Annotated in this window: 13 protein-coding genes; 8 read left to right on the top strand and 5 right to left on the bottom strand. The window is 61.9% G+C overall.

What is annotated here, in order from left to right:
• Positions 1-61: 61 nt before the first annotated feature.
• Positions 62-751: a DnaA regulatory inactivator HdaA gene (gene hdaA / locus QN219_RS03335; RefSeq protein WP_283997945.1), complete on the bottom strand. Its 690-nt coding sequence runs from the start codon at positions 749-751 to the stop codon at positions 62-64.
• Positions 752-776: 25 nt separating this feature from the next.
• Entirely contained in the window at positions 777-1,898 is a 1,122-nt protein-coding gene (locus QN219_RS03330) for an AI-2E family transporter (RefSeq protein ID WP_283997943.1), read from the bottom strand.
• 253 nt (positions 1,899-2,151) lie between these two features.
• Between QN219_RS03330 and purM the strand changes: the two genes are divergently transcribed.
• On the top strand, positions 2,152-3,222 hold the full coding sequence (purM, locus tag QN219_RS03325; protein ID WP_283997941.1) for a phosphoribosylformylglycinamidine cyclo-ligase: 1,071 nt from the start codon (positions 2,152-2,154) through the stop codon (positions 3,220-3,222).
• Positions 3,219-3,881, top strand: a complete 663-nt coding sequence (gene purN / locus QN219_RS03320; RefSeq protein ID WP_283997939.1) for a phosphoribosylglycinamide formyltransferase — start codon at positions 3,219-3,221, stop codon at positions 3,879-3,881. Before purM ends, purN begins: the two co-directional genes overlap by 4 nt.
• Positions 3,882-3,893: 12 nt before the next feature.
• Here purN and QN219_RS03315 read toward each other — a convergent pair whose 3' ends face one another.
• Together QN219_RS03315 and QN219_RS03310 are read right to left on the bottom strand one after the other, a co-directional pair.
• A complete protein-coding gene (locus QN219_RS03315; RefSeq protein WP_283997937.1) occupies positions 3,894-4,490 on the bottom strand; it encodes an NUDIX domain-containing protein in 597 nt (198 codons plus the stop codon).
• Positions 4,491-4,557: 67 nt separating this feature from the next.
• Positions 4,558-6,690 carry a molybdopterin oxidoreductase family protein gene (locus tag QN219_RS03310; RefSeq protein ID WP_283997935.1) on the bottom strand — a complete coding sequence of 711 codons (2,133 nt, stop codon included), beginning with the start codon at positions 6,688-6,690 and terminating at the stop codon, positions 4,558-4,560.
• Positions 6,691-6,758: 68 nt separating this feature from the next.
• Here QN219_RS03310 and QN219_RS03305 point away from each other — a divergent pair, with 68 nt between their 5' ends.
• Genes QN219_RS03305 through QN219_RS03290 form a run of 4 tightly spaced genes read left to right on the top strand, consistent with a single transcriptional unit; the run spans position 6,759 to position 9,429 of the window.
• Positions 6,759-7,628, top strand: coding sequence for a 23S rRNA (adenine(2030)-N(6))-methyltransferase RlmJ (locus QN219_RS03305; protein ID WP_283997934.1), 870 nt, complete (start codon positions 6,759-6,761; stop codon positions 7,626-7,628).
• A 51-nt stretch (positions 7,629-7,679) separates the two neighbouring features.
• Complete coding sequence (locus tag QN219_RS03300) at positions 7,680-8,111, top strand: hypothetical protein (RefSeq protein WP_225105014.1); 432 nt, start codon at positions 7,680-7,682, stop codon at positions 8,109-8,111.
• The gene (locus QN219_RS03295) at positions 8,093-8,821 is read left to right on the top strand and encodes a ribonuclease T2 family protein (protein ID WP_405052082.1); all 729 of its coding nucleotides are present in this window, start codon (positions 8,093-8,095) and stop codon (positions 8,819-8,821) included. Before QN219_RS03300 ends, QN219_RS03295 begins: the two co-directional genes overlap by 19 nt.
• A gap of 17 nt (positions 8,822-8,838) precedes the next feature.
• Positions 8,839-9,429, top strand: a complete 591-nt coding sequence (locus tag QN219_RS03290) for a glutathione S-transferase (RefSeq protein ID WP_283997931.1) — start codon at positions 8,839-8,841, stop codon at positions 9,427-9,429.
• 48 nt (positions 9,430-9,477) lie between these two features.
• Here the strand turns inward: QN219_RS03290 and QN219_RS03285 are convergent, their stop codons facing one another.
• On the bottom strand, positions 9,478-10,116 hold the full coding sequence (locus QN219_RS03285; RefSeq protein WP_283997929.1) for a porin family protein: 639 nt from the start codon (positions 10,114-10,116) through the stop codon (positions 9,478-9,480).
• A 360-nt stretch (positions 10,117-10,476) separates the two neighbouring features.
• Here QN219_RS03285 and QN219_RS03280 point away from each other — a divergent pair, with 360 nt between their 5' ends.
• Together QN219_RS03280 and uvrC are read left to right on the top strand one after the other, a co-directional pair.
• A complete protein-coding gene (locus tag QN219_RS03280) occupies positions 10,477-11,241 on the top strand; it encodes an SDR family oxidoreductase (protein WP_283997928.1) in 765 nt (254 codons plus the stop codon).
• A complete protein-coding gene (gene uvrC, locus QN219_RS03275; RefSeq protein ID WP_283997926.1) occupies positions 11,238-13,262 on the top strand; it encodes an excinuclease ABC subunit UvrC in 2,025 nt (674 codons plus the stop codon). Before QN219_RS03280 ends, uvrC begins: the two co-directional genes overlap by 4 nt.
• Positions 13,263-13,458: the final 196 nt, after the last annotated feature.

The raw sequence follows: 13,458 nt of genomic DNA, 5'->3' as shown, positions 1-13,458 counted from the left end.
CATCAGACCCCATTACTCAAACCGCACGAGCTACCCCACTTTGACGACGGAACTGTGACAGTCAATCGGACAGGCGGGGATTTCCAAGCTCCGCCAGCACTTCCGCCGCCAGGCTGCGTGTCAGCCGTGTGCCACGGGCCAGCGCCAGGTGATCCAGTCGCTCGACGATCGTCTGGGCGGATTCCAGCGAGCGCTCCATGCGCGCCACGATATAACCGACGAGGCGCTCATCGACGAAAAGCTGACGGTCGGCGAAAAGCTTGACGAGCACCTGCGTCAACAGCTCGTCGTCCGGCTCGCCGATTTCGACGACCGTCGCAGCCTTCAGGCGCGAGCGGAGATCAGGAAGCGTCACCGGCCACGACATGGGCCACAGGCGTGATGTCATCAGCAACGCGGTGCCGTGCTCGCGCACGCTGTTGATGACATGGAAGAGTGCTGTATCGTCAAATCCCTGGCGATCGGCATCCTCGAAGAGAACCGCCTTGCTGGCCGCGATATCGGCCGCATCAGAGCCGGCGACAGGATGAATCGCCTCGGCTCCCGCCTTTTCCCGCCAGATGCTCGCGAGGTGCGACTTTCCGGAGCCGACCGGCCCGGCGATGATGACCACCGGCGACGGCCAATCGGGCCAATGGTCGACGATGGCGATGGCCGCACTCAGCCGGTCGGAAACGAGCAGATCCTCGCGGCCGGTTGCCGGATCATGGCCGAAGGTGAGCGGCAATTGTTCGAACGGACGTCTTGTCATGCTGTACTCTGGACAATGGCGTGACTCAGCCGGGTTCATGGCCTTCCGGCTGCTTCTTCGCGGCTGTCCTATGCCCGTGATAGAGATCACTATCAAGGTACCGCTGTATGCCGAAGCGAACAAGGACCCCGATAGCGGCGGCGGCCGGCACGGCGACGAGAAGGCCGACGAAGCCGAACAGGGCGCCGAAGGCAAGCAGAGCGAACATCAGCCAGACAGGGTGAAGACCGACACTCTTGCCGACCAGTTTCGGCTGCAGGATGTTGCCTTCGAGGAACTGTCCGCTGAAGAAGATAACCAGGACCAGCAGGATCATAATATAGTCCGGCCAGAACTGGACGAGCGCTACGCCGACAGCCAGCACGAGCCCCACCATCGAACCGACATAGGGGATGAAGCTTATCATGCCGGCGAAAAAGCCGATCAACAGCCCGAAATTGAGGCCGACGAGCGAAAGGCCGATGGCATAGTAGAGACCGAGGATGATGCACAGCGAACCTTGGCCGCGGACGAAGCCGGCAATGGTCGTGTTCATGTCGCGGGCGATCTGGCGGACGACGTCGACATAGTCGCGCGGCACCCAGCTGTCGACCTTGTCGACCATGCGATCCCAGTCGAGCAGCAGATAGAACGCCACCACCGGAGTGATCACGAAGAGCGAAAGGATGTCCAGCAGCGCCATGCCGGAGTTCCACAATTGCTGGAACAGCGTGCCGAGGAAGCTTGCACCCTGTTCAAGCAGCTTGGCCGAATTCTGCTTGATCTCCGTCATCTGACCCGCAAGCCAGTCCGGAAGCAGAGTCGATTGGCTATCCGTGATGAAGGCCTGAAGCCTGGCGATGTAGTCGGGCATCTTCTGAATGAAGTCGGCCGCTTGCGTGAAGATCAACGGGATGACGATCATCAGCGACAGCGCCAGGACGACAACAAAAGCGACAAGAATGACGATCGTCGCCATCAACCGGCTGAGGCCAAGACGCTGCAGCCGGTCGGCGACCGGATCGAGGAAATAGGCGAGCGCCATGCCGGCGAGGAACGGCAGCAGGATCGAGCTGAAGAGCGTCAGGAAGGCGATGAAGCCGGCGAGCACCAGCAGCCAGAAGACGACCTGGCGCTTGAGACTCACACTGCTGACCTGACTGCCCATGGCGCTCCCCGTACCGCGTCGGGCGCAAGTGCGCCTCGCGTTCCATCCATGTGGACGAGATAGGGCGCGGCGCGCGCGCAGGTCAACCCCGGCGCCATGCAAACAGGGGAAATCGCCCCTCGCCGGTCGAAACGCGGTGGGGATGCGGGGCAAAACGGCAAAAAAAGGCGGCAAGCACCGGCTGTTGGCTTGCACTCCTTGTCCCGCCGTGCCAATCGCATCCGCAATATGCGACGAGCCTTGGAGAATGAGCATGAGCCAGTCGGGCAAGAACGGCCTCACCTATAGCGACGCAGGCGTCGATATCGATGCCGGCAACCTGATGGTGGAGAAGATCAAACCCCATGTGCGCTCCACGCGGCGCCCGGGCGCCGATGGCGAGATCGGCGGTTTCGGCGGTCTCTTCGATCTCAAGGCTGCGGGCTTCACCGATCCGGTTCTGGTGGCCGCGAACGACGGCGTCGGCACCAAGCTCAAGATCGCGATCGATGCCAACAAGCACGACACCGTCGGCATCGATCTCGTCGCCATGTGCGTCAACGATCTTGTCGTACAGGGCGCGGAGCCACTGTTCTTCCTCGACTATTTCGCGACCGGCAGGCTCGATCCTGACCAGGGCGCCGCGATCGTCGCCGGCATTGCCGCTGGCTGCCGCGATGCGGGCTGCGCGCTGATCGGCGGCGAGACGGCCGAGATGCCGGGCATGTATTCCGGCGGTGACTACGACCTCGCCGGCTTCGCCGTCGGCGCGGCGGAACGCGGTCAGCTGCTGCCGGCGGGCGACATTGCCGAAGGGGATGTCATCCTCGGCCTCGCCTCCTCCGGCGTGCACTCGAACGGCTATTCGCTGGTGCGCAAGATCGTTGCGCTTTCGGGTCTGGCCTGGGACGCGCCCGCCCCCTTCGGAGAAGGCACGCTTGCCGATCTCCTGCTGACGCCGACCCGCATCTACGTGAAGCCGCTCCTGAAGGCGATCCGCGAGACCGGCGCCATCAAGGCACTCGCGCACATCACCGGCGGCGGGTTCCCCGAAAACATTCCGCGCGTTCTGCCGAAGCACCTCGCCGCAGAGATCGACCTTGACGCGATCAGATCGCCGGCCGTCTTCTCCTGGCTTGCCACGACCGGCGGCGTTGCCGCCAACGAGATGTTGCGGACCTTCAACTGCGGCGTCGGCATGATTGCCGTCGTTCCGGCGGCGGAAGCAAAAAAGGTCGCGGCGGTACTTACCGGTGAAGGCGAGACGGTCTTCACGCTCGGCCGCATGGTCGCGCGTGCCGAGGGCACCGCGGGCACCATCTACAAGGGCAGCCTCTCTCTATGAGCACGACGACGGCTAAGAAACGGGTCGTCGTCTTCATTTCCGGCGGCGGCTCGAACATGCTTTCGCTGGCAAAGGCAGCGGCGGAGCCGGACTTTCCGGCCGAAATCATTGCGGTGATCGCCGACAAGGCCGAAGCTGGCGGCCTGGCCAAGGCGGAGGCCCTCAGCATCCCGACATTTTCATTCGCCCGAAAAGACTTCGTCAGCAAGGAAGCGCACGAAGCCGCGATCCTCAACGAGCTTGATCGGCTTCACCCGGACATCATCTGCCTCGCCGGTTACATGCGGCTGCTTTCGGCAACGTTCATACAGCGTCACGAAGGCCGCATCCTCAATATTCATCCATCGCTTCTGCCGCTGTTTCCCGGGCTCCACACGCATCAGCGGGCGATCGACGCCGGCATGAGGCTTGCCGGCTGCACTGTTCATTTCGTGACCGAAGGCATGGACGACGGCCCAATCATCGCGCAGGCCGCGGTCCCGATCCTCGCCGGCGACACGGCTGAAACGCTTGCCGCACGGGTCCTGACCGTCGAGCACAAGACCTATCCGATGGCGCTGAGGCTCGTCGCCGAGGGCAAGGTCGAGATGAAAGGCGGGCGCGCCGCGAGCCACGCGGTCGGCGAGGCATCGGGAATGCTCATTTCCCCCGCAATCTGAGAAAACGATAATCTATCGTGAAATAGAAGCTCGGTTGAGCATCGCCCATTGCAGCAGCATGATGGTTTTCGCGTCGCAGATCTCGCCTGTGCCGATCATTGCCACCGCGTCCTCGAAGGCAATTTCGAGAACTTCGATGTCTTCGCCCTCGTGGACCAGCCCGCCGCCTGCGGCCACTTTCTTCGACGCGTCGATAAGTCCGACGAAAAAGCTCGTTCGTTCCGTCAGTGAGCCGGGGCTCATATAGGCGTCGAAGAGATGGGTGGCGCTTTCGATGCGGTAGCCGGTCTCTTCCATCGCTTCGCGGCAGATCGCCACTACCGGCTGCTCGCCGTCGAGGAGGCCGGCCGGCGCTTCGATCAAATATCCCGGCTCGCCCTGCAGGAATACCGGAATGCGAAGCTGACGGACAAGGACGACCAGCTGCCGTTCCGGATCGAAGAGCAGGATCGTTGCGGCGCGACCATGATCATGGATCTCGCGGACCAGCCGGGCTGTTTGACCGTTGGACATTTCCTGTTCAAGCGTGACTTCTTCGAGGCTGATGAAGCCTTTCCAGAGGGCCTTGCGATCGATGATCCGGACGCGCGGGTCGGCATGCTTCGCCATGAGAGATCCTTGTTGGACGAGGAATTCGGTTGCAGAATCTGACGAGCCGTAGCCGCTCGACCAATCTTCAGGCCCGACGCACCCAGACCCGATTGTCGTGGAAGGCTGCGCCGCCGTAGGGCGCGACTGCATCGGCGCCGGTCAGGACATTGATCCCCTCGCCGTCCAGATGGGCTCCGTTCGGCCAAAGCCCTTCGGCGATGACGACACCACGGCGTGCCCCGCCGCCGATCCTGGCGTGCAACCGGATCTCGCCGCGATCATTGCCGAGCCTGACGACGTCGCCGTCGGCAATGCCGAGCGCGGCTGCGTCTTCCGCGTGGATCATGACTTCCGGCCGCCCCTCCTTCTGAATGGACGACGACGTTTCGGCGAACGTCGAGTTCAGGAACGACCGCGCCGGCGACGTCGCCAGTCTGTATGGATGGCGTTCGTCGGCCACTTCGATCACATCGACATGATCAGGAAATTCCGGCAGCCTGCCGTGCGGGCCTTGCGGCCCCATCGATTTCGGTGGCCGGTTGGGCGCCGGCGTGCCGGTCCAATCGGCCTTGAAACGGAACTTGCCGTCCGGATGGCTGAAGCCGTTGAGAAAATGCGCCTCCTCGAAAGCCGGCTGGCAATCCAGCCACCTCTCCTCTTTCATCCGCTCGTAACCGATGCCGTAATTGGACAGCAGTTGATCGATATGCTGCCGTTCGGTGAGCCCAAAGCCTGGGCGGTCGGAAACGCCGAGGCGCTTTGCCAGCTCCTCGATGACGAAGAGATTGGTGCGCACTGTCGGCGGCGGTTCGACGACCTTCGGTCCGATCAGAATATGCTGGTGACCCCCACCGCGATAAAGATCGTCGTGCTCCAGGAACATGGTGGCGGGCAGCACGATGTCCGCGAGCCGCGCGGTGTCGGTCATGAACTGCTCATGCACGGCAACGAAGAGGTCATTGCGCAGGAAGCCCTGCTTCACCAGCCGCTGCTCGGGCGCGACGTTGACGGGGTTGGTGTTCTGGATGAGAAGCGCGGTCACGGGCCCGCGACGACGCAGCGCCTCGGCATCGCCGATCAGCACACGGCCGATCTGCGACTGGTCGAGCATCCGCACGTCGGGATCGTGGAACGCGGAACCGAGGAGTTCGCGCTTGTCCAGCTTGAAGATGTCGTTGTTCGAATGGAACGCGCCGCCGCCTTCATGCTTCCAGGACCCGAGCACGGTGGCGACCGAAGCCGCCGCATGGATGGCGACGGAGCCGTTGCGCTGGCGGGTGAAGCCGTAGCCCAGACGGAAATAGGTCTTGGGCGTCGTCCCCACGAGCTTGGCGAAGGCTTCGATTTCCTCCACCGGCAGGCCGGTGATGGCCGAAGCCCAGTCCGGGCCACGTGTCTTGAGATGCGCTTCGAGGCCCGCGGGATCGTCAGCGAACTTCGCCATGTAGGCGCGATCGGCATAGCCGTCACGGAAGGCGATGTGCATAACCGCGCAGGCGAGCGCGGCATCCGTGCCCGGTTTCAGCACGAGCCCCATATCGGCTTGCTTGACGGTCGGGTTCTCGTAGACGTCGATGACGACGATCTTGGCGCCGCGGTCCTTGCGCGCCTTGACCGCATGGGTCATGACGTTGACCTGCGTCGCGACCGCATTGGTGCCCCAGATCACGACGCAGTCGGCCTTTGCCATCTCGCGCGGGTCGGGGCCGCGCAAGACTCCGGTCGCCATCGTGAAGCCGGTCCAGGCCATGTTCGTACAGATCGAGCCGAAGAAGCCGGAATAGCGCTTAGCATGGCGCAGCCGCTCGATGGAGTCGCGCTGGACCTGTCCCATCGTGCCTGCGTAGAAATAGGGCCAGATCGCCTCGGGACCGTGCTTCTGCTCGGCCTTGACGAACTGATCGGCGATCTCATCGAGCGCCGCTTCCCAGGAAATCTCCTGCCAGCTCCCGTCGCCCTTGGCGCCGGTGCGGCGCTGCGGCACCATCAGCCGGCCGGGGTGGTAGATGCGCTCGGCGTAGCGCGCGACCTTCGCGCAGATGACGCCGGCGGTGTAGCTGTTTCCAGCCGCGCCGCGAAGGCGGCCGATCTGGCCTTCGGCCGTCAGGTCGATTTCAAGCGCACAGGCTGATGGACAATCGTGCGGACAGACCGAATAGCCGATCGATTTTTCTGCTTTGATGGGGGTCGCAACGTTCATGGCTTTTCTATATGGCATCCGCTAGAGGGCAAAAAGCCCCATTCGCCATCCATCGAAACAATTGATCATAGCCATCGGCGGCGCTCATGAACTACCGGCACATCTATCACGCAGGCAATTTCGCCGACGTCCTGAAACATGCGGTGCTGGCGCGGCTCGTCACGTATCTCAAGCAAAAGGACAAGGCCTTCCGGGTGCTCGACACGCATGCGGGCATTGGGCTCTATGACCTTTCGAGCGAAGAGGCGCAGAAGACTGGAGAATGGCGGGACGGCATCGGCCGATTGCTCGACGCGGAACTCCCTGCTCCGATCGCCGCAATCCTTGAACCCTATCTCGCGGCCGTTCGCGATCTCAATCCCGGCGGCGGCCTCACTTACTATCCCGGGTCACCGAAGCTCGTCCGCATGCTGTTCCGCCCTCAGGACCGGCTTTCGGCGATGGAACTGCATCCGGACGACTACGAGACGCTGCACCGCCTGTTCGATGGCGACTTCCAGAGCCGCATCACGAAGCTCGACGGCTGGCTGGCGCTTGGCGCTCACCTGCCACCGAAGGAAAAGCGCGGCCTCATTCTCGTCGATCCTCCGTTCGAGATGGAGGCCGAATACGAGCGGCTTGCCGAGGGACTCGCGAAAGGCTACCGCCGCTTCGCCAGCGGCATCTTCTGCCTCTGGTATCCTCTGAAGAAAGGCGCACCGATAAAGGATTTCCACGCGGCGTTGAAAGCGCTGGAGATTCCGAAAATGCTCTGCGTGGAGCTCGCGGTACGCAGCGATCGCGACACCACGGGGCTTACGGGGTCGGGTCTGGTCATCGTCAACCCGCCCTTCACGTTGAAGAGTGAACTCGATGTCCTGCTGCCCTTTCTGAAAACACATCTGGCTCAGGATCGCTTCGCGTCGGCCCGCTGCTTCTGGCTGCGCGGCGAAGCGTCTCTCAACCCGGGGCCTTGACGGATCCATGGCGAAGGCGTCAATCTCCTGAAAGGATTCAGGGAGATGGCCATGACTCGTACGCTTGCCGCATCGCTTCTGCTCTCGCTTTCCCTCACCACCGCTGCTGCCGCCGCCGACTATATCGGGGAGCCTGCACCCCATGCAGCCTATGCTACCGGCGCCTGCAGCAACGCCTCAGTTTTGGGTTTCATTACCCGACGCTTCGACTACAAGGCCGCGAACTACCTTCATGCCAATCTCGCCATCGCCGAGATTCGCGACATGGGCCAAAATCGCTTCGAGCCGCGTGACTACACGCACCTCGTCGAGCGTGAATATTGCTATGCGACTGCCGTGATGACCGATGGCGTACGGCGTCCCCTCTGGTATCTGATCGAGCGGCCGTGGGGCTTTGCCGGTGTCGGCAGGAGTATCGAGTTCTGCGTCGGCGGCCTCGATCCCTGGTATGTCTACGGCGCCCACTGCGCTTCGCTTCGTTGAGAGCGGTGAAAAGGCTGCTGTCGGCGCTCGTCGGCGTTCTGACGATCGCCGCCTGCAGCGATGAAGGTGCAGAGAAAGCCGCCCCGAACTCCGGAACCGGCGGGACGAAGACTGTTGCGGCAGCTCCGGTTCCCGTCGGCAGAGGCTTCGACTTTTACGTCCTTTCCCTGTCCTGGTCGCCCACCTGGTGCGGCAGCAACGATCCGTCCGGAAAATCTGATCAATGCGAGGCCGGCAGTCGTCGCGGCCTCATCGTGCACGGGCTCTGGCCACAGAATGAGAAGGGCTATCCGGAATATTGCCCGACCCGGCAATCGGACCGCGTACCGGAATCGCTCGGCCGGCAATATCTAGACCTCATTCCCTCAATGGGACTGATTGGCCATCAGTGGCGCAAGCACGGCACCTGCTCGGGCCTCAGCCAGGCAGACTATTTCGCTGTGGCGCGCGCCGCGCGCGAACGGCTCACGATCCCGCCGGAACTTGCATCGACGGAAGGATCGCGAGATCTCCCGGTATCAACGATCGAAGCGGCGCTGATCGGGAAAAATCCCGGCATGACGCCAGAGATGATCGCTGTTACCTGCGAAGCCAGGCTTCTCGAAGAAATCCGAATCTGCTTCGACAAGACGCTGAATTTCATGGCGTGCCCCGAAGTGGATCGCCAAGCCTGCAGAAGGGGCGCGGTTTCCCTTCCCCCTGCCCCATGACAACGGAAAGATGTCGAATGAAGATACTCTATTCGCCTGCCTCCCCCTACTCGAACAAGGTCCGCATGGCCGCGCATCATCTCGGCCTCGACGCAGAAAGCGTGTTGACGGACACGAACGCCAACCCACCGGAATTGATCGGCAACAATCCGCTCGGCAAGATTCCGACCCTGATTACTGCGGACGGCAAGGCGATCTACGACAGCCGGGCAATCATGCATTTCCTCGACCGCGAAACCAAGGGCAAGCTCTATCCGAAAAACGCGGGCAAACGTACCGAAGTGGAAATCTTCGAGGCGCTTTGCGACGGTGTTTGCGACAGCCTGCTGGCGATCGTCTACGAGAAGCGCTTTCACCCGCCGGAGAAGGTGCATCAACCCTGGATCGATCGGCAATGGGAAAAGGTCGAGCGTGGGCTGGATTACTTGAACGCCAACCTGCCCAAGACCGGCGGCAAGCTCAATGCGGGACATTTCGCGCTGGCAGCCCTGTTGCGCTACATCGAATTGCGTTTCGCCGGCGAGTGGCAGCGAGGGCGGCCGAAGCTCAAGAATTGGCCGGCGAAGTTCGAGAAGCACTTTCCGGATTATTCCAATTTCAAGGCATAAAAAAAGGCCGGGTCACCCCGGCCTTTTCGCTGATGCTATGTCAGCCGATCAGAACTTGACGCCCATACCAACGCGGACGCTGTGCTCGTCATAACCAGACGTAACGGTGCTGCCGCCAACATTAAAGTCCTTGGAGGCAAAGTCGGTGTAACGATATTCAACGCGCGCGGTGATGTTGTCAGTGACAAAGGTTTCCGCGCCGGCACCGGCCGTCCAGCCAACCATCGTATTCTTGTCGGAACCGTCCGGGGTCGAAAGCTTGGCCTTGCCGACGGCGAGACCGGCCGTACCATAGAGGAGAACCGGGTTCACATCGACGCCCACACGGCCACGGATCGAGCCGTTGACACCCTGCTCGACGCGACGGCCGCTGGAGTGAGAATCGTTGCCGGCATAGCCGATATCGGCTTCACCGCCGTATACGATCTGGCCGCTCTGCACGTTGTAACCGCCGTAAAGACCGCCGCCGAAACCAGCGGAGGTGTTGCTGCCCGTGGCGTCAGCCTCGCCATGGTGCCAGTCGGCCGTGCCGCCGACATAGGCGCCCGACCAGTCCTTGGTCGCCGGTTCGGTGTATTCGGCGGCCGGAGCAGCCGGTACTTCGTCGACGACGTCTGCGGCGTGGGCGGCCTGCAAGGCAACGAAAGCCATGGCCGAAGCCATGAGGGTGGTGGTCAGCGTACGCATACTATTCTCCTTTTCAACCGATGCTCCGACGCAATTGTATCTCTGCGGAACACCAGACATTCTGTGATTAACCCGCCCGGTTGACCGGAAATTGGCCAGAAAATGCGGAATCTCAAGAGCTAAATTGTGAAATTTTAGCGGCACGAACACGGCCGAAATTGGATGTTGCCTTCACGACACAGGGTATTTGTTAACCATAGTTTTAGATTAACGAAATCTATACTATGACACTTCGAAATAATACAATTTATCCGCTTTGAATTAATTTTTCTGAAATGATTCCACGGGGAGAGTTTCAGGCCGGCCATTCTTGCCTATATCTTCGTCCAGCCAGAACAGGATTCGAGGGACGGGAAAAAGTTGACGAGAACACTCAAGGCGGCGCTCGTAACCGGCGGCGCCCGACGCATAGGCAAGGCAATAGTCGAGGATCTGGCCGCGCACGGCTTCGCAGTCGCCATCCATGCGAACGGCTCATTCGCCGAAGCAGAAGCGCTGGCGAAGAGTCTCGCCGCGAATGCGGTCAAAGCTGTCGCTCTGAAGGCGGAACTCACCGATTCCGCCGCCGCGTCCCGGGTCATCGCTGAGGCGACTGCCTTGCTTGGTCCGCTCGACCTGCTCGTCAACAACGCCTCGGTCTTCAAGAAGGACAGTCTGGATGCGTTCGACGAAGAGGTCTGGGAGCGCCACTTCGCGCTGCACGTCAAGGCTCCTTCTCTGCTTGCGCGCGACTTTGCCCGGCAGCGTCCGGACGATGTTTCCGGCCTTATCATCAATGTCATAGACCAGCGCGTCTGGTCTCCAAATCCGCGCTTTTATTCCTATATGCTTTCCAAGTCGGCGCTGTGGACGGCGACCCAGACTATGGCACAGGCGCTTGCCCCGCACATTCGCGTCAACGGCATCGGACCGGGGCCGACACTGCCGAACGAACGGCAGAAACAGAGCGACTTTCAGGCGCAGGTCGACGCACTGATCCTCAAGCGCGGTCCGGCGCTCGACGAGTTTGGACGCGCGATCCGCTTCCTTTTCGACACGCCGTCGGTTACCGGACAGATGATCGCGCTTGACGGCGGCCAGCATCTTGCCTGGGAGACGCCGGATATTCGGGAGATAGTGGAATGAACGGGCAGACGCCCACCAATGGCGGCATCCTTTACGACGGCAGCGAGACCGATGAAGACGACGATCTGCTCGAGGTGACGGAAGGTGAGCGGCCGGCGCCAGCGATCGACTGGGCGGAGAACCGCGCCGAGACGCAGGGCCTCAAGGGCGCGGACCTCATTCAGGCCTTCGTCAAGCTTTTGCCGAACGGCCCGGGCGTCTACCGCATGTTCAACGACGCCGGCGACGTGCTCTACGTCGGCAAGGCCCGCAGTCTCAAGAAACGGGTGAGCAACTACGCCCAGGGCCGCGGCCACTCCAACCGCATCGCGCGGATGGTTCGCGAGACTGCGAACATGGAGTTCGTGACGACACGGACCGAGATCGAGGCGCTGCTGCTCGAAGCCAACCTCATCAAGCGGCTGCGTCCGCGCTTCAACGTGCTGTTGCGCGACGACAAGTCGTTTCCCTATATCGTCGTCACCGGCGACAGCAGGGCGCCGGCGCTCTTCAAGCATCGCGGGGCACGCAGCCGCAAGGGAGATTACTTCGGCCCCTTCGCATCGGCCGGCGCCGTCGGACGAACGATCAACTCGCTGCAGCGCGCCTTTCTTCTGAGGACCTGCACGGACAGCGTCTTCGAGACGCGCACACGCCCTTGCCTGCTCTACCAGATCAAGCGCTGTTCGGCGCCTTGCACCGGCGAAATCAGCGATGCCGACTATGCCGAGCTCGTTCGTGAGGCAAAGGACTTTCTCTCCGGCAAAAGCCAGGCCGTGAAGGCAACAATCGCTGCCGCCATGAGCGAAGCCTCGGAGAACCTCGATTTCGAGCGTGCCGCACTCTACCGCGACCGCTTGGCGGCGCTCAGCCATGTGCAGAGCCACCAGGGCATCAATCCGGCGGGCGTTGAGGAGGCGGACGTCTTCGCGATCCATCACGAAGGGGGGATTTCCTGCATCCAGGTTTTCTTCTTCCGCACTGGACAGAACTGGGGCAACCGCGCCTATTTCCCGAAAGCCGACCCGTCGCTTCCTTCGTCGGAGGTGCTCAGCGCCTTTCTCGCCCAGTTCTACGACGACAAGCCCTGCCCCCGGCAGATCCTGCTCTGCGAGGCCGTCGAGGAGCAGGAACTGCTCGGCCAGGCGCTTAGCGAGAAATCCGGCTACAAGGTATCGATCCTGGTTCCGCAGCGCGGCGAGAAGAAGGATCTCGTCGATCACGCGCTCGCAAATGCGCGCGAGGCCCATGGCCGCAAGCTTGCCGAGACCGCGTCGCAATCGCGGCTGCTCGAAGGTTTTGCCAAGACTTTCCAGCTGGAACAGGTGCCACGCCGCATCGAGATCTACGACAATTCGCACATCATGGGGACAAACGCCGTCGGCGGCATGGTCGTCGCCGGTCCCGAAGGTTTCGTCAAAGGCCAGTATCGCAAGTTCAACATCAGATCGACCGACATCACGCCGGGCGATGACTTCGGCATGATGCGCGAGGTCATGACGCGGCGCTTCTCGCGCCTGCTGAAAGAGGAAGGCAAGCCCGACCGCAACGCCGAACCAGGCGATGACGGCGCATTCCCGGCCTGGCCGGACGTCATCCTGATCGACGGCGGCCAGGGCCAGATGACCGCGGTCCGCGCAATTCTCAAGGAACTGGACGTTGAGGATTGCGTGACCGCGATCGGCGTCGCCAAGGGTGTCGATCGCGACGCCGGCCGCGAGCGCTTTTTCGCCGAGGGGCGCGAAAGCTTTGCGCTGCCGCCGCGCGATCCGGTTCTCTATTTCATTCAGAGACTGCGCGACGAAGCACACCGTTTCGCCATCGGCTCGCACCGCGCCCGGCGGAAAAAGGAGATGGTCAAGAACCCGCTCGACGAAATCGCGGGTATCGGGCCGACGCGCAAGCGCGCTCTGCTTACCCATTTCGGTACGGCCAAGGCGGTCTCCCGGGCCGGCATTAACGACCTGATGGCCGTCAATGGCATCTCGGAGGCCGTCGCCCGACTCGTCTACGAGCATTTTCACGAGGACAGCGTGAAATAACTGCCCACAGGAGCCGCGCGCCTGATCAGACACGCAAAGGCCGCTGTACCGCTTTGAACTGCTGCGGGATTTTGTCCTCAAACCGATCCAGTGGCGGCGCAAATTCAGGCTGCGTTCAGATGAAATCCGCCAAATATGACAACCGTTGTGCAATGCCCTGTTGACCTTATGGTCGCAAAGTCATTCTGTACACATG

The sequence above is a fragment of the Sinorhizobium sp. 8-89 genome, assembly GCF_030124325.1.
In the GTDB taxonomy this organism is placed as follows: domain Bacteria; phylum Pseudomonadota; class Alphaproteobacteria; order Rhizobiales; family Rhizobiaceae; genus Sinorhizobium.
Note: the sequence above shows the minus strand (reverse complement) of the source record. Positions and strands in the feature narration are given on the sequence as shown.